The organism is Pseudomonas sp. 3B-A001-10F (assembly GCF_056313565.1).
Map to the genome: position 1 here is coordinate 34,673 of NZ_JBQYFW010000031.1, position 16,281 is coordinate 50,953.

At 58.1% G+C, this 16,281-nt stretch carries 10 protein-coding genes and 1 pseudogene; 8 read left to right on the forward strand and 3 right to left on the reverse strand.

Annotated features, from left to right (window positions below):
- The first annotated feature begins 20 nt into the window (after positions 1 to 20).
- The 3 genes from AC0ZWN_RS23105 (at position 21) to AC0ZWN_RS23115 (ending at position 7,771) form a co-directional block, all read left to right on the forward strand.
- Complete coding sequence (locus AC0ZWN_RS23105; RefSeq protein WP_476336662.1) at positions 21 to 1,388, forward strand: DUF1329 domain-containing protein; 1,368 nt, start codon at positions 21 to 23, stop codon at positions 1,386 to 1,388.
- 139 nt (positions 1,389 to 1,527) lie between these two features.
- Positions 1,528 to 4,080 carry a LuxR C-terminal-related transcriptional regulator gene (locus AC0ZWN_RS23110; protein ID WP_476336664.1) on the forward strand — a complete coding sequence of 851 codons (2,553 nt, stop codon included), beginning with the start codon at positions 1,528 to 1,530 and terminating at the stop codon, positions 4,078 to 4,080.
- Between the two features lie 175 nt (positions 4,081 to 4,255).
- Positions 4,256 to 7,771, forward strand: coding sequence for a dermonecrotic toxin domain-containing protein (locus AC0ZWN_RS23115; protein ID WP_476336666.1), 3,516 nt, complete (start codon positions 4,256 to 4,258; stop codon positions 7,769 to 7,771).
- Between the two features lie 52 nt (positions 7,772 to 7,823).
- Here the strand turns inward: AC0ZWN_RS23115 and AC0ZWN_RS23120 are convergent, their stop codons facing one another.
- A complete protein-coding gene (locus AC0ZWN_RS23120; protein WP_095125413.1) occupies positions 7,824 to 8,612 on the reverse strand; it encodes an IclR family transcriptional regulator in 789 nt (262 codons plus the stop codon).
- A 164-nt stretch (positions 8,613 to 8,776) separates the two neighbouring features.
- Here AC0ZWN_RS23120 and hmgA point away from each other — a divergent pair, with 164 nt between their 5' ends.
- The 4 genes from hmgA (at position 8,777) to AC0ZWN_RS23140 (ending at position 13,507) form a co-directional block, all read left to right on the forward strand.
- Complete coding sequence (gene hmgA, locus AC0ZWN_RS23125) at positions 8,777 to 10,081, forward strand: homogentisate 1,2-dioxygenase (RefSeq protein ID WP_095049786.1); 1,305 nt, start codon at positions 8,777 to 8,779, stop codon at positions 10,079 to 10,081.
- A gap of 3 nt (positions 10,082 to 10,084) precedes the next feature.
- Positions 10,085 to 11,389: a fumarylacetoacetase gene (fahA, locus tag AC0ZWN_RS23130; protein WP_116254644.1), complete on the forward strand. Its 1,305-nt coding sequence runs from the start codon at positions 10,085 to 10,087 to the stop codon at positions 11,387 to 11,389.
- 12 nt (positions 11,390 to 11,401) lie between these two features.
- On the forward strand, positions 11,402 to 12,037 hold the full coding sequence (maiA, locus tag AC0ZWN_RS23135) for a maleylacetoacetate isomerase (RefSeq protein ID WP_095125415.1): 636 nt from the start codon (positions 11,402 to 11,404) through the stop codon (positions 12,035 to 12,037).
- 99 nt (positions 12,038 to 12,136) lie between these two features.
- Positions 12,137 to 13,507, forward strand: a complete 1,371-nt coding sequence (locus AC0ZWN_RS23140) for an MFS transporter (RefSeq protein ID WP_476336670.1) — start codon at positions 12,137 to 12,139, stop codon at positions 13,505 to 13,507.
- A 165-nt stretch (positions 13,508 to 13,672) separates the two neighbouring features.
- Here AC0ZWN_RS23140 and AC0ZWN_RS23145 read toward each other — a convergent pair whose 3' ends face one another.
- Positions 13,673 to 14,476 (reverse strand): SirB1 family protein, encoded by an 804-nt coding sequence (locus tag AC0ZWN_RS23145; protein WP_414926657.1) that lies wholly within the window; start codon positions 14,474 to 14,476, stop codon positions 13,673 to 13,675.
- A gap of 185 nt (positions 14,477 to 14,661) precedes the next feature.
- On the opposite strand from AC0ZWN_RS23145, the gene AC0ZWN_RS23150 reads away from it, so the two are divergent.
- The gene (locus AC0ZWN_RS23150; protein WP_093436130.1) at positions 14,662 to 15,681 is read left to right on the forward strand and encodes a Leu/Phe/Val dehydrogenase; all 1,020 of its coding nucleotides are present in this window, start codon (positions 14,662 to 14,664) and stop codon (positions 15,679 to 15,681) included.
- Between the two features lie 144 nt (positions 15,682 to 15,825).
- Here the strand turns inward: AC0ZWN_RS23150 and AC0ZWN_RS23155 are convergent.
- A pseudogene (locus AC0ZWN_RS23155) lies at positions 15,826 to 16,080 on the reverse strand (YebG family protein); the annotation flags it as partial.
- Positions 16,081 to 16,281 lie beyond the last annotated feature (201 nt).

The following is a 16,281-nucleotide window of genomic DNA, read 5'->3' on the forward strand; positions in this document are numbered from 1 at the left end:
GCCCGAGAAGGATGAATGCAATGCACAAAATGATTCTGCAATGTGGTGTGCTGGCCCTGAGTCTGCTGGCGGCCAACGTGATGGCTGCGGTGTCGCCGGAGGAGGCCAATAAACTCGGCACCAGCCTGACGCCGCTCGGCGCCGAGAAGGCCGGCAATGCTGACGGTTCGATACCGGCATGGACCGGCGGCATCCCGAAAAACGCCGGGGCGGTGGACAGCAAAGGCTTCCTCGCCGACCCGTTTGCCAATGAAAAACCGCTGTTCACCATCACTGCAGCCAACGTCGACAAGTACAAGGACAAGCTCTCGGACGGGCAGGTGGCGATGTTCAAACGCTACCCGGAAACCTACAAGATCCCGGTCTATCCGACTCACCGCACGGTCGCCGTACCAGCGGAAATCTATGAGTCGGCCAAACGCAGCGCGCTCAATGTCACCAGCATTAACGATGGTAATGGCCTGGCCAATTTCACTGGCAACCGCTACTACGCCTTCCCGATTCCGAAGACTGGCGTGGAGGTGTTGTGGAACCACATCACCCGGTATCACGGCGGTAACCTGCGGCGCATCATCACCCAGGTGACCCCGCAGACCAACGGCAGCTACACGCCGATCCGCTTCGAAGAAGAGATCGCCGTGCCGCAACTGATGAAGGATCTCGATCCGGAAAAAGCCGCCAACGTGCTGACTTTCTTCAAACAGTCGGTAACGGCGCCGGCACGTCTGGCCGGTAACGTGCTGCTGGTCCACGAAACCCTCGATCAGGTGAAGGAACCGCGTCTGGCGTGGATCTACAATGCCGGCCAGCGCCGCGTGCGTCGGGCGCCGCAAGTGGCCTATGACGGCCCGGGCACCGCCGCCGATGGCCTGCGCACGTCGGACAACTTCGACATGTTCTCCGGCGCTCCGGATCGCTACGACTGGAAACTGGTCGGCAAAAAGGAAATGTACATCCCGTACAACAGCTACAAACTCGATTCGCCGAAGCTCAAGTACGACGACATCGTCAAGGCCGGGCATATCAATCAGGACCTGACCCGTTACGAACTGCACCGCGTCTGGGAAGTGATCGGCACGGTCAAACCGAGCGAGCGGCACATCTACGCCAAGCGTCACATGTACATCGATGAAGACAGCTGGCAAGTGGCGCTGGCGGACCACTACGACGGTCGCGGGCAACTGTGGCGTGTCGCCGAAGGTCACGCTCAGTATTACTACGATCACCAGGCCCAGGCCTACACACTCGAAGCGCTCTACGACATCATTGCCGGTCGCTACATTGCCCTGGGAATGAAGAACGAAGAGAAGCACAGTTTCGAATTCGGCTTCGAAGCCAAGGCTGCCGACTACACGCCAGCGGCCTTGCGCGCAGAGGGCGTGCGGTAACGGTTGTGATACACAGGCGAGGCAAAAGGCGACCGCTCGGTCGCCTTTTTTATGTACACCAATCAGCGCGCTGAATACTCGTCAACAAGTGCAGGGGAGAGGGCTAGGGTGAGGGCACAACGATAAAAAGGCTCACCCGATGACCGCCATGACTGCCTGTCTGGATCGCCCCGGATTCTTGCCCAGACTTTCTTCCCATCATCAACTTCGGCCTCGACTGAGTGAGCCGCTACTGACATCGGTGGCGCGGATCAGGCTGATCTGCGCGCCGCCCGGCAGTGGCAAAAGCGCGTTGCTCTCCGAATGCCTGTCACAGGCACCGGCACACTGTGTAGTGCTCTGGCTGCCACTGATGGGCGTGTCGTTGAGTACGGAGGAGTTCTGTCGGCGGCTGAGTCTGGCATTGGGGCTGGCAGCAATGGATGAGGCGCAATTGGCGGCGGCACTGGCACGCTGGTCAGCGCCCACCTGGCTGTTTATCGACGACTATTGTCGGCTCCCCGACCCGGCTCTCGATGCATTGTTGGACCGCTTGCTGGCGCTCAGCAGCCCGGCATTGATCTGGTGGATCGGCGCGCGTCGACGCCCCCAGTGCAATTGGCCACGGTTGCTGCTGGACGACGAATTGTTTGAATGCGAAAGCGCGACGCTGGCGCTGACCCCGGAAGAAATCGCCCAGGCGTTAAAACACCTGTCCGCGGAGCAGGCTGCCAGTGTGGTCGCGCGGATTGTTCATCGAACCGGTGGCTGGTGCGCCGGGGTGCGCATGGCGCTGCTGCAAAAATGCGACTGGTCGCAGACCCTCCAACCGCAGCAACGGGTGGAAACGCTGCTGGATTATTTGCAGCATGAATTGTTCAGCGGCCTGACGCCGGAGTTGGCGGAGGTCTGGCGGGTACTGGCGAATCTGCCGCGCTTCAATGCTGAGTTGTGTGAGCACTTGTTCGGTGCCGGAGAAGGCGCGGACTACCTGCGCACCCTGCAAACGCTGGGTTGCTTCATCGAACCATGGAATGACTCGTCCCAGTGGTTGCAGATCTTTGCACCTTTGGCTCAAGTGATGCGCGATGAGCGCTGGCCTGCGGCCCGCTCATGGCATCGTCGGGCATGCCAATGGTTCGCCGCTGCCGGGGACTGGCGCTCGGCTTTCGAGCAGGCGTTGCTTGCCGAGGAATTCGAAACGGCAGTGAGTCTGTTGCAGCACTTCAACTTCGAGCATCTTTTTGAAGAGCAAACGGTGGTGCTGTTGTTGCGCCTGCATGAATCTCAGGGCGAAGGAGTGACTTTGGGATCACCGCAATTGGTTGGGCTGATTACCGCAGCTCTTTTGTTTGCCGGCCGTTTTGAACAGGCCACGCAGTGCATCGCGCACCTGGCGAGGTTCATGCCGCAACCTTCGGCGGCACTGGAACGACAACTGATTGCACGCTGGCAAGCACAACAAGGCTGGCTGATGCATTTGCAGGGGCGTATGACGCCTGCGCGAGAACTCTTTCAGCAAGCTCTGGAAGCGCTCGATGGCGATGCCTGGGCCACAAGGCTGCTGTGCCTGTCAGGGCTGACTCAACAAGCCTTGCTCTGCGATGAACTCGAACAAGCGCACACCATCAGTCGCGAAGCGTTGTGTCTGGCGCGGGCACAAGGCTCCTTGCTGTTTGAAGGCTTGCTGGAACTTGATCACGCGCAGTTGCTTGAGCAGCGTGGTGCTCCAGCCCGCGCTGACAACCTGCTACTGAGCATCGAGCAGTTACTTGGCCAGCGCGCTGAGCGGCCATCGCCGCTGCTCGGTCGTATCGCCCTGCGTCGTGGTCGATTGGCGTTGGTCATGGGGCTGGAGGAACAAGCCGCCGTTCTGTTCAAACGTGGCCTGGAGGATTGTCTGCGCAGTCACGATAAACGGGTGTTGTTCGGCTATCTGGGGCTGGCGCAGATAGCGGCCAACCACTGTGAATACACGCAAGCATTCGAGCGCTTGCACGAGGCCGAGCGGTTGATGCAGCAGCGCAGGATTCCAGACACGGTTTACCGTGGTGTGTTGTTACAGGTCAGTAGCCAGATCTGGCTGCAGCAGGGGCGGGCGCAGTTGGCACATGAGGCGTTGAGCCGGGTGCTGCGCCACTATCAACCGCCGAACGCGTTGCAGGCACCTCCGGCGACGGTTCAACTGATTGCGCGTATCCAGTATTTGCTGATATTGGCCACAGCATCTTTGCAACGCGGTAGTGATCTCCCGGAGCAACTTCAGATGTTGCTGGATAAAGCCCGCAAGTGCGGGGCGCAGACACTTGAGGCGGAGTTGCATTTTGCCCTCGCCGAAGTGGCATTGCTGCACAGCGAGTCGTTACGGGTGGTTGAGCATGTGGAGTGCGCGTTGAAGATCGTCCGGCGCTCGGAGGCGCAATTGCTGATACGCCAGGTCACCCTGCGCTCGCCGAACATATTTGATCGGACAAATGTGCTGGAGGAAAAGCAGCAAGTTGTAGCCGAACCTGAAGCTGAAAGTTCACTGAGTCAGCGAGAGTTACAAGTCTTGGTGTTGATTGCGGCAGGTGATTCCAATCAACAAATCGCAGAAAAACTTTTCCTTTCATTGCATACCGTTAAAACTCATGTCCGAAGGATCTATATAAAATTGGGGGTGATGCGTAGAACGCATGCGGTGGCCAGGGCCAGAACATTGGGTTTGATGTAGGTGTGAGGTTGTTAGGTGTTTGTAGTTGTAACTTGGGGGTTTGTTGGTGTTGTAATTAAACACTGTTGGAAACAGTGTGGTGGGTATCTTTCTGCTCTGAATCTGAATTAGCTTGATTTGGCGAGACAAGTTGTAATTGCTCACTTGTCATTATCAAGCTGATAGAGATTCCATTATGGAAATTAATAAAGAAGCCGAAAGCCAAAGTCTGCGTGAAGTGGGGAAAGCCCTGGAAAGTATCTCGCAGGAATTGAAGCGTGTTCCGTCATTTTCAGTGGTGGTGCAGGACACTTTGCGTGAAGCGTTATGGAAGATCTCCGAAGGTGTGCGGCTAAGCAGCCTGTTCGTCAATGTCGTGGCGGGCGCCAAACCGAAAAATAAACAGCCGGTCGGACGTTTGCTGGATGTCGCGCTTGAGTGCCTGCAAAGTGGTCGGCCGCCAAACTATGATGTCAATGATTATGGTGTTTTCGATCACCCGAATTTTACCAGCCGTGAAGACATTCTTACGCAAGTCCCGATCTCGGCTATTGAAAAATCAGTAGCAGATTTGCTGAAGAAACTGGCGATTGATTACACGGCGGCTGTGCGGCAGTACTGGGAAAACCCGACCGTTCAAAAAGCAGCTGGGGCTTATCCTCAGTTGTCGCGAAAGTCTGCTTTAGGTGTGCTCGAGGCTAGCCTTTTCGCTCGTGAGCTGGAGGCGCTGGCGATTCAGGGCGTCATCACTCAGCAACAAAGCGCGCTGATCAGTACGACCGTACAACCCAGTCTGACCGGTACTTGTTACGGGGTTTTCATTGAAGGTCAGAATGGCAAATACATCGAGCAGAACGCGATGTTTGTATTGCCCCTTACAACCCCTGTCTATGAGCAGTTGATTCCCGGTGAGCAGGGCGCTGTCGTACTCTACTGCGCGAATCGTGGTCTCGAATTGTTTTCTTCCATTTGGAAGCTTGAACAAGCGTTGTTGAGCCGACTGGGCTCCGCGGAAACTCAGGAAGAGTTTCTGCAAACGCTGTCGCTCAGTGAACGCGTTGGGTTCGCCTACGTCCCTGCTATTCGTTTTTTGAAAGTTCGTGCGAATTTGTTTGAGAGATTCGTTGATAAGCGGATTCAGACGATGTACAGCGACATCACTGGGTATCTAGAGTCCGTCGGCAAGCCAGACTCGGAGTTTGATAAAATTGTTGTCGCCGTAGAGGCCGCACAATCGTTGCCCGATTTGAATCGTCAGGCCAGAAAACGCCAGGTACAACTGATTAAGCATGTCGAGCGGAATGCTTGGCCGCAATGGTTGAAAAGCACTTCCGATGTCAATCAGGAAGTGTATGTTTCCCTGCAAAAAGAGCTGCTTGAAGCCGAAGTAAAACTTCATGAGGTCACTCACGGAGTTGCTTCGCTGAAAGACTACGCGCGGTTGGCCGTAGAGGACTTCATATCGCCGGGTAAAGATGAGCGTATCGACCCGGACACTGTATTCGTGAAAGTCACCCATACCGTGCCTCTGGCGGATGGAAAAAAGGTGGAACTCACCGAGCGCAAAACGCTGACTCAGGCCTTTATGCAAGGTGCTCATGATCTGGCAGGTCAATATCAGATCGTTCCGGAGGTCCCCTCCAGTCTGCCAAAGTTGAGTCCATCGAACATCCTGCGTGCCATCAAGTCGTTGGACGTTCGTGTTGCCTATACCACGGCTCAACGTCTTCTGTATTCGCAAGCCGAAGTTACCGAGTCGCTGCGATTGGTCCTTAGCCGTAAAACAGCGCTGACCCTGTTCGCGGCGATCCTGCAGAAACACGTGGGACCTTCAGCTCATAAATTGGTGATGGGTTATAACCTCGGCGATACGTCCATTGAAACGCTGGGCGTGGCGCTCAAACACTGGTTCAAGCCTTTCAATGGTTTGCTGGTTTATCGCAGGAAAGGTGTGGCAGCCGATCGCAGCGCGCATGTCCTGCATATACCGGGTTCGCCAGCCGGGCAGGAGTGGTTTGAGTTCACCGACCTGAAAAGCCTGCAGCAAAAGTTGGCGCAATGGGCGGCCAAGGCTGAAACCTGGGCGTACTTGCTGAGTCAGGCACATGCCAGCGACAGTGCGCAGATGCAAAAAGATTATCTGAGTCTAAAACCATTTGAGGTACTGAATGAATGGTGGTGGTCGAAGATTAAGTTGGTCGATTTACCCGAAGCGGAGCCTTTGTTCGGAGCCGTTCAAAATCACATCTTGTGGAGTATCGATCAAACCGAGGCTGCCACCCCTCAATGGTACAGAAAGGCCAGCTCGAACGATCAGCACCTGCTCAATCGTCTGAACGCTGATTTCAAGGCTATTCATCATCATTCCCGGGAAATGCTGGCGGTCGAGCCGTTCAAACAGTTTGCCTGCCATTTGGTGAAGAAGGAGCTGAAGCAGTATTTTGCCCGGACAGGTTCAGCTGTGGACATTAACCCTGACGAGGTATGGGTCAAATTTCACGCAGACTCGAAGATCAGCCTGACCGATCTGTTTATTCAGTGGCAAAAATGGCGCAGTGACGTAAGCGCGTTCGAGAAATTTTTCACCTGGGTGAACCCTCAATTGGCCGGGATTGAAAATTTGCGAGAGCAACTCAGACAGGCCACCTTCTGGACGTTTACCGGACAGCCCATTGCCCAACTGAATGCCAGAGTTATCAATGATCTGATCGATCTGAGGCCCGGTGAAAAGTATCTTCAATATCTGAAAGATAAATTCCTCAATGCGTCCGACATTGACTTGAAAGCAAGTCTGTATCGAAAAACAAAACAAAATGAAATGCTCCGGACCGCGTTGATTCAGAAAATCAAAGGCGAGCTCTCCCTCGACCAATTCAGCTGGTTGCAGGGACTCATTAACGGATTTGATCGCGATCTGCCTCGTCAGGGCATCATCACCACGGGTGGGATGCCGGGCATTGGCGTTTACGAGTTCACTCTCAGGGGACGCGCCCTTGTCGGGGCTTACGTTTTTGGGCGCAAAGTCAGCGGGCGTGATGAGTTTTTTGTCTATATTCCCGATACGCCTGATGGCAAGGATTTCTTCCCTGTCCAGGAACTTGCTGGTCGATTGAAAAGCGTGACCTTCAACAAAAAGATCTTGAGCCTCGCTCGTCTGGAACATCAGCAGGCAGTGAAAAACCTCCTGGACACCTACTGGGACTCGAATCCGGTAGCGACCAGCAATCCGGAATTGACCAACAGTTATCCAGTACTGGCTTTCAAACAGGAGTACCTGGCTAAAATCGGGCAACTCGTCGCTGATGTGGATTTTCAGACGAGCAGTTATCTGGAAGCGCTGTGGAAGGATGTGAGGGTACTGGCCGAATTTGCCTTGGATGTAGCTTCGATGTTCATTGCGCCACTTGGCCTGGCACTGACCGTACTGCGCATTACTCAGTCGGTTGTGCTGGGCATTGTGGCTTCCAGTCAGGGCTCGGATGAGGCTGCGAACGCACACTTTGCATCGGCGTGGCGAGGGGCGATTCTGTTGTACGTTGGCAAAGTGGCGGCGATCGGCGCGCCCGTGAACCCGATTGCTCTGCTATCGAGCGTCAGGGATTTCGCCGATGTGATGGCAGGCGTTACCGGTGTTGAAGTCAGCATCAACTACGTGACAGCAATCACTGCACCTCCTGCAGTCGTGAACAGCACCACTCGTCTGCTCAACTGACAGATGAAACTGCGCGAGTAACGGCCCTCGTTACTCGCTCGATTGGCGCCGTTCAGGCCTGCAGAGGTTCATAACCCATCCGCCAACTCACGGCCCGCGTCGCCGCCAGCAACCGCTGCGCCGCCGGGCCGTTTTCGTCGGCGTGGAACAATGAAGTGGGGCCAACGATGGTCAACACGGCGGCGACCTGGCCGACGGCGTTGAACACCGGGGCGGACAACGCATCCACACCCGGCATCAGCAGGCCATGCACATGATGCAGACCGCGTTCGCGGATCTGTTCGCACAGGGTTGCGTAGGTTTTTTCGTCCTTCAATGGATGATCCACAGCGGCAATTTCCTGCTCGCGCAACTCATCGGTTTCCCGATGGGGCAAGTAGGCGCTGAACACCAGTCCAGTCGATGAACTGAGCAGTGGCAACACTGAACCCAGTTGCGTCACCACCGTCACCGCGCGCACCGCCGGTTCGATATGCACCACGGTCGCGCCCTGATTGCCCCACACCGCCAGAAAGCAGGTTTCGTTGAGTTCGTCGCGCAATTCGGCCAACGGCAGGGCGGCGACTTTCAGCACGTCCATACTGTTGAGTGCGGCCAGGCCTACACGCAAGGCTTCGCGGCCGAGCCCGTAATGGTTGGTAGCGGTGTTCTGCTCGGCGAATCCTGAAGCGATCAACGCTTGCAGATAGCGATGAACCTTGCTCGCCGGCATCTGCACATGTTCGGCCAGACGCGACAACGAAGTGGACGGCGACAACTCGGCCAGAGCCTTGAGGATGTCGGTGCCGACTTCGGCGGAGCGGACTTTCTGTTTGCCGTTGCTGTCGCTGGTTTTTTCCATGGTGCGGCCGGGTTCCGAAACGAATGGGCGTCTTTATAGCTTGACGCTGGATAGCGAGCAAATTACGTTATGCGTAATCGAATTACGATAATAACAACCCCGGCGTGCCGAAACCTCTGAGCCAGAGCGATGGGCCACTGCCGACTCCCTGTTCAGGAGGCTCCATGAACCTCGATTCAACCGCCCAGGCGCTGGCGTATCAGTCCGGTTTCGGCAACGAATTCAGCTCTGAAGCGTTGCCCGGTGCGCTGCCCGTTGGCCAGAACTCCCCGCAAAAAGCCCCCTACGGCCTCTACACCGAATTGTTTTCCGGCACAGCATTCACCATGACCCGCAGTGAAGCGCGGCGCACCTGGATGTACCGGATTCAGCCGTCGGCCAATCACCCGGCCTTCGTCAAACTGGAGCGGCAACTGGCCGGTGGCCCGTTGGGTGAAGTGACGCCCAATCGCCTGCGCTGGAACCCGCTGGAGATCCCGGCCGAGCCGACCGATTTCATCGATGGACTGGTGAGCATGGCCGCTAACGCGGGTGCAGAGAAACCGGCCGGCATCAGCATCTACAACTATGTTGCCAACCGCTCGATGGAGCGGGTGTTCTTCAACGCCGACGGCGAACTGCTGCTGGTGCCGCAACTCGGCCGTCTGCGCATCGCCACCGAATTGGGTGTGCTGGAAGTCGCGCCGCTGGAAATCGCCGTGCTGCCGCGCGGCCTGAAATTCCGTGTTGAATTGCTCGACCCACAAGCGCGCGGCTATGTTGCCGAGAACCACGGCGCGCCGCTGCGTCTGCCGGATCTGGGACCGATCGGCAGCAACGGTCTGGCCAACCCGCGTGACTTCCTGACCCCGGTCGCCGCTTACGAGAACCTTCAGCAACCGACCACGCTGGTGCAGAAATTCCTCGGTCAGTTGTGGGCCACCGAGCTCAATCACTCGCCGCTGAACGTGGTCGCCTGGCACGGCAATAACGTGCCGTACAAATACGACCTGCGCCGGTTCAACACCATCGGCACCGTCAGCTTCGATCACCCGGATCCGTCGATCTTCACCGTGCTGACTTCGCCGACCAGCGTGCACGGTCTGGCCAACCTCGACTTCGTGATCTTCCCGCCGCGCTGGATGGTCGCCGAGAACACCTTCCGTCCGCCGTGGTTTCACCGCAACCTGATGAATGAATTCATGGGCCTGATCCAGGGCGAGTACGACGCCAAGGCCGAAGGTTTTGTGCCCGGCGGTGCCTCGCTGCACAGCTGCATGAGTGCCCACGGCCCTGATGGCGAGACCTGCACCAAAGCGATCAACGCCGAACTCAAACCGGCAAAAATCGACAACACCATGGCCTTCATGTTCGAGACCAGTCAGGTGCTGCGCCCAAGCCGCTTCGCCCTCGACTGTCCGCAACTGCAATCCACTTATGACGCCTGCTGGGCCACTTTGCCCGCCACGTTCGACCCGACCCGGAGATAACCCATGACGCAGAATTCCATCACCCGCAGTTGGGTTGCCTCGGCCAACGGCCACGCTGATTTCCCGCTGCAGAACCTGCCGCTGGGTGTGTTCAGCAGTAACGGTGCGATGCCGCGCGCTGGCGTGGCGATTGGCGACCATATCTTCGATCTGCAAGTAGCACTGGAAGCCGGGCTGTTCGACGGTGTCGCGCGCAGCGCTGTCGAAGCCATGCACGGCGGCCAGTTGAACGCATTCTTCGAACTCGGTCGTGAGGGGCGTGTGGCACTGCGCACCCGTCTGCTGGAACTGTTCAGCGAAGGCAGCACGCACCGCGGCAACATCGAAGCCCAAGGCGCGAAACTGCTGCCCCTGGCCGCCGATTGCCAGTTGCATCTGCCGGCACGCATCAGCGATTACACCGACTTCTACGTCGGCATCGAGCACGCGCAGAACGTCGGCAAACTGTTCCGCCCGGATAACCCGCTGCTGCCGAACTACAAGCATGTGCCGATCGGTTATCACGGTCGCGCCTCCACCGTGCGTGCTTCCGGTACCGATGTGCGTCGCCCTAAAGGCCAGACGCTACCGGCCGGTCAGACCGAGCCTGTGTTTGGCCCGTGCGCGCGCCTGGACTATGAGCTGGAACTGGGCATCTGGATCGGTCAAGGCAACGAGATGGGTGACTCGATCGCCATCGGTGACGCGGCTGATCACATTGCCGGTTTCTGCCTGCTCAACGACTGGTCGGCGCGCGATATTCAGGCCTGGGAATACCAGCCACTGGGGCCGTTCCTGTCGAAGAGTTTCATCACCAGCGTCTCGCCGTGGGTGGTCACCGCCGAAGCGCTGGAACCGTTCCGCACCGCGCAGCCGAAGCGTCCTGAAGGTGATCCGCAGCCGCTGCCGTACCTGTTCGATAAACGCGATCAGGACGGCGGTGCCTTCGACATCGAACTGGAAGTTTTGCTGCTCACCGAAGCCATGCGCGAGCAGAACCTGCCGGCCCATCGCCTGACCCTGAGCAACACCCGCTACATGTACTGGACCGTCGCGCAAATGGTCGCGCACCACAGCGTCAACGGGTGCCAGTTGCAGGCCGGTGACCTGTTCGGTTCGGGCACGTTGTCCGGCCCGCAGAGCGGTCAGTTCGGTAGCCTGCTGGAAATCACCGAGGGCGGTAAAAAACCGATCGAGCTGGCTTCTGGAGAAGTGCGTAAGTTCCTTGAAGATGGCGACGAAATCATCCTGCGCGCACGTTGCGCTCGCGACGGTTTTGCCTCGATCGGCTTCGGCGAATGCCGCGGCAAAGTGCTGGCGGCACGCTGACAGGAGCGGGTTATGGATCTCTATACCTATTACCGTTCGACCTCGTCGTACCGCGTGCGAATCGCGCTGGCGCTGAAGGGTCTCGACTATCAGGCGCTGCCGGTCAATCTGATCGCGCCACCCGGCGGTGAGCATCGGCAAGCGGCGTATCTGGCGATCAATCCACAGGGGCGGGTGCCGGCCCTGCGCACTGATGAAGGCGGTTTGCTGATTCAATCGCCGGCCATCATCGAGTACCTGGAAGAACGTTATCCACAGGTGCCGTTGCTGCCGGAAGATTTGTTCGCCCGCGCGCAGGTGCGCGGTGTGGCGGCGGTGATCGGTTGCGATGTGCATCCGCTGCACAACGTCAGCGTGCTCAATCGCCTGCGCCAGTCGGGGCACGACGAGCCGCAGGTAGTGGAATGGATCAGTCACTGGATCAGCCAAGGGCTGGCGACGGTGGAGCAATTGATTGGCGACGAGGGCTTCTGTTTCGGCGAGTGGCCGTGCGTGGCCGATGTGTACCTGATTCCGCAGTTGTATGCAGCGGAGCGGTTCAATGTCTCGTTGGAGGCGTATCCGAAAATTCGCCGTGTGGCGGCGCTGGCGGCTGAACATTCGGCGTTCATCAAGGCTCATCCTGCCAACCAACCCGATACCCCGTAATTCCCCTGTAACTGATCGTTCCCACGCTCTGCGTGGGAACGATCCGGCAAGGGAATATTGCCGTTCACATAATCATAAAAACAAAACAGGTACCTTGCGATGCACAACCAGATTGCCAGCTTCCGGGCGGCACTCGACGCCCGTCCTGTGTCCCGTTATCAGTGGTTGCTCTTGATCCTGCTCGCCTTGCTGCTGGTCACCGATGGCTATGACGCCCAGGTGCTCGGTTACGTGGTACCTGCTTTGGCGCAGGATTGGGGTCTGGAAAAGTCTGCATTCGGGCCTGTTTTCAGTGCCAACCTGCTCGGCCTCACCCTTGGTTCACTGGCGGTTACGCCGCTGGCTGACCGCTTTGGCGTACGACGGATTCTGCTCGCTTGCGTACTGATCTACGCCACGCTGACCGTGCTGATGGTCTTCGCAGACTCGCTCAATACGTTGATGATCGCGCGCTTTATCTGCGGCATCGGCATGGGCGGGGCGATGCCCAGTGCTATGGCGTTGATGTCGGAATATTCGCCACCGCGCCTGCGCACCTTGATGGTGACGCTGGCGGCCTGTGGCTTCTCGTTCGGTGGCGCAGCCGGTGGTTTCGTCGCGGCAGGCTTCATCGACCAATTCGGTTGGCAAGCGGTGTTCCTCGCCGGTGGCGTCACGCCGTTGCTGCTGTTTCCGTTTCTCTGGTGGATGCTGCCGGAGTCGTTGCCGCGTTTGCTGCGTGATGCGCCACCGTATGCGCGACTGCGCAAAGTCACCGCGCGGATGTTGCCGGATTGGCAACCGCCCGTTGCCAGCCTCGAACAGAACGAGCGGGAGCAGGGCAGCAAACTGACGGTGGTCGAGTTGTTCCGTAATGGCTACGCGCGACCGACATTGCTGATCTGGGCAACGTTTTTCGTCAGCCTGATTCTGTTGTATTTCATGATCAGCTGGCTGCCGACGCTGCTCCTGGAAAGCGGCCTGAAACTCAACGAAGCCAATCTGGTGACGTCGATGTTCCTGTTCGCCGGCACCTTGGGCGCGATTTGCATGGCCTGGTTCGCTGACCGCTTGAAACGCAAGGTGCGGTTGTTGTCAGCGGTATTGGCAGGGGCGGCGCTGTGCACGATCCTGCTGGGGCTTAATCACGACAATCCGCGATATCTGGTCGCCTGCGTGTTCGCCGCCGGGTTCTGCATCATTGGCGGGCAACTGACGCTGAATGCGTTTGCCAGCAATTTCTATCCGGCGCATGTGCGTGCGACCGGCACCGGTTGGGCATTGGGCGTGGGGCGTTTCGGTTCGATTCTCGGGCCGCTGTTCGGCAGCCTGTTGTTGGCGATGCATATTCCAGTGGCGCAGATTTTCTTCTTCTGTGCGATTCCGGCGGTCATCGCCGCGTTGCTGATTATTCAGGTGCGTTCGCCCACCGACACAGTGCAATCTCCTGTGGGAGCTAGCCTGCTAGCGAAGAACGATAACGCGGTTTAACTGAAAGACCGAGCCGCCTGCTTCGCGAGCAAGCTCGCTCCCACAGTGATGTGTGCCGAGCCGATAATTTAGGTCCACACCAAACCTGTGGGAGCGAGCTTGCTCGCGAAGGCCGTGTTTCTGTCACTACATTCGTTGCCTGACACACAGCCATCGCGAGCGTATTCAGTGGACGACGGAGTTGGGCGGCAGGTGGCTGAGGCGTTCAGTCAGGCGCAGGCGCTGAATCGGGTCGTCGCTGAGCATCAGCGCATGCTCCAAATCAAAGCGCTCGGCATTCGGGCAGTCGAGCCGCTGATAAAGACTGGCCCGTGCCAGGTAATCGACGGCGCCAGCGTCACCCAGTTCGAGCACGCGTTCGGCGTCGATCAGCGCGGCGATAAAATCATCATGAGTCAGGTGCAGCTGGCGCAGGTTGCGCGACAGGCGCTGGAGCATCTGCTTGGGGCTGGCGGTCAGCAGATGCTCGGCGGTCAGCTTCATGTTCGGCCCGTACTGGCGCTGCAACAGTTCGCGACAATCGTTTGGGTACAAACGCCGGCCACCGCACGGATCCAGCAAGTGATCAGCGCCGGGCACCCGCAACAGGAAGTGTCCGGGGAAGTTGACCCCGACCAGCGGAATCTCCAGGCCACGCGCCAGCTCCAGGGCAATCAGCGCCAGTGCCAACGGCTGGCCGCGACGGGTCTGCAACACTTTGTGCAACAGCGCCGCTTGCGGGCGCAGCGGCAGGAAGTGGTCCTGGGCAAAGCCCAGATCAGTCATGCGGCGCAACAGGGGCTGCGCCAGTTCACTGACCGGCAACATCGGCAAGCCGTAACTGACTCGTTGTTGCAGGTCTTTGAATTCTTGTAACAGCGCGTCGGGATCGACCGCTTTTTCATGCTCGGCCGCCATCCACAGCGCGGCTTCGAACAGCGCGGGCGGTGAACGGTGCAGGCATTCGAAAAAACGTTGACGCGCACTCATCGAAATCTCCGGGGAATGCCTCGTTTTAGCCCCGCCCGCAAGATTCGTCCAGTCCCCTGCTGCGCAGGTGTCGGGTTATGCCGCAAAACCGTTGTCGGCGCGGGCGCTTATTCCGGCGCGCTCCAGCAATTTTCAGGCGCAGGCCTATACTGGCGTTCTACAAGAAGTGATTCGGGAGCCCAACGATGTTTGCGCTCATGCAAAGCACTCGCCTGGAATCGCTGCACCTTAGCGTTGATCCGGTCACCGGGTTGAAGGCGGTCATTGCCATCCATAACAGTCGCCTCGGGCCAGCCTTGGGCGGATGTCGTTATCTCGCCTATCCCAATGACGAATCCGCCGTCGAAGATGCCATTCGCCTCGCTCAGGGCATGAGCTACAAGGCTGCGCTGGCGGGGCTGCCGCAGGGCGGAGGCGTGGCAGTGATCGTGCGCCCGGCTCATGTGGAAAACCGTGGCTCGCTGTTCGAAGCTTTTGGCCGTTGCATCGAACAGCTCGACGGTCGCTACATCACCGCCATCGACAGCGGCACTTCGGTGGCGGATATGGATTGCATCGCCCAACAGACTCAGCATGTCACCAGCACCACCTCGGCCGGCGACCCCGCTCCGCATGCCGCGATGGGGGTATTTGCCGGCATTCGCTCAACGGCCATGGCGCGGCTGGGCAGCGACAACCTCGAAGGCTTGCGCATCGCGATTCAGGGCCTGGGCAATGTCGGCTTTGCTTTGGCCGAACAACTCCATGCCGCCGGGGCTGAGTTGCTGGTCAGCGATATCGATCACGGCAAGGTGCAACTGGCGATGGAACAACTCAACGCTCACCCGATCGCCAACGACGCGTTGCTCAGTACGCCGTGTGACATCCTCGCGCCGTGCGGTCTGGGCGGGGTTTTGAACAGCCATACCGTCACGCAATTACGCTGTTCGGCAGTGGCAGGCTCTGCCAATAACCAGCTGACACATCTGGATGTGGCCGATCAACTGGAACGGCGCGGGATTCTGTATGCGCCAGACTACGTGATCAATGCCGGTGGCTTGATCTACGTCTCGCTGAAACATCGTGGTGAAGAGTTGTCGACGATTACCGCGCATCTGTCGAAAATCAGCTCACGGCTGACCGAAGTCTTCGCCCACGCGCAGGCGGAAAAACGTTCGCCGGCACGAGTGGCGGATGAGTTGGCGGAGAAAGTTTTGTATCGCTGAGTTTCACAGGCATGAAAAAGGCCCTGAGCCATTCGACTCAGGGCCTATTCAATTTGGGCTGGATTACTTCGCAGCCTTCGCCACTTTGGCTGGCTTCGCAGGCGCTTCAGCAGCTTCCGCCGCTTCACCATTCTCCATCGGTTCGGCCGGTGCGTTGATCAGCTCCGACAACGCATCCGGCTGGCTCTTGAACGCCCGGGCGAACACATCGCGATTCTTCGCCATGTAGATCCCGGCTTCTTCCACTTGCTGTTCAGTCAGGGACGGAACGGCTTTTTGCAGGACATCGGCCAGATATTCGGCCAGTTCGAGCATTTTGTCATGACGGTCAGCTTCGGCTTTATCCATGAACAAGCGCTCCAGATCTCGGCTGCTGCGGTATACCACTTCGACGGCCATTCACCACCTCACATGCCTTCACATTAAGTTGTCTTGACGACTACTGTATCCATATACAGCGAAAAGGATAAGCGAATCCCTGCGCCATGGGTAGTGGCTTTTCAATGTAGACCGGATTTCGGGTTTGTCAGGCGACCGTGTCGCTGCATTCGCGAGCAGGCTCGCTCCCACAAAAGCACAGCGGTGCGACCAAACGCCACG

Excerpts from the sequence above, each read along its gene's own strand:
- AC0ZWN_RS23105 (WP_476336662.1), top strand. The coding sequence starts at position 21 with ATGCACAAAATGATTCTGCAATGTGGTGTGCTGGCCCTGAGTCTGCTG.
- AC0ZWN_RS23110 (WP_476336664.1), top strand. The coding sequence starts at position 1,528 with ATGACCGCCATGACTGCCTGTCTGGATCGCCCCGGATTCTTGCCCAGA.
- AC0ZWN_RS23115 (WP_476336666.1), top strand. The coding sequence starts at position 4,256 with ATGGAAATTAATAAAGAAGCCGAAAGCCAAAGTCTGCGTGAAGTGGGG.
- AC0ZWN_RS23120 (WP_095125413.1), bottom strand. The coding sequence starts at position 8,612 with ATGGAAAAAACCAGCGACAGCAACGGCAAACAGAAAGTCCGCTCCGCC.
- hmgA (WP_095049786.1), top strand. The coding sequence starts at position 8,777 with ATGAACCTCGATTCAACCGCCCAGGCGCTGGCGTATCAGTCCGGTTTC.
- fahA (WP_116254644.1), top strand. The coding sequence starts at position 10,085 with ATGACGCAGAATTCCATCACCCGCAGTTGGGTTGCCTCGGCCAACGGC.
- maiA (WP_095125415.1), top strand. The coding sequence starts at position 11,402 with ATGGATCTCTATACCTATTACCGTTCGACCTCGTCGTACCGCGTGCGA.
- AC0ZWN_RS23140 (WP_476336670.1), top strand. The coding sequence starts at position 12,137 with ATGCACAACCAGATTGCCAGCTTCCGGGCGGCACTCGACGCCCGTCCT.
- AC0ZWN_RS23145 (WP_414926657.1), bottom strand. The coding sequence starts at position 14,476 with ATGAGTGCGCGTCAACGTTTTTTCGAATGCCTGCACCGTTCACCGCCC.
- AC0ZWN_RS23150 (WP_093436130.1), top strand. The coding sequence starts at position 14,662 with ATGTTTGCGCTCATGCAAAGCACTCGCCTGGAATCGCTGCACCTTAGC.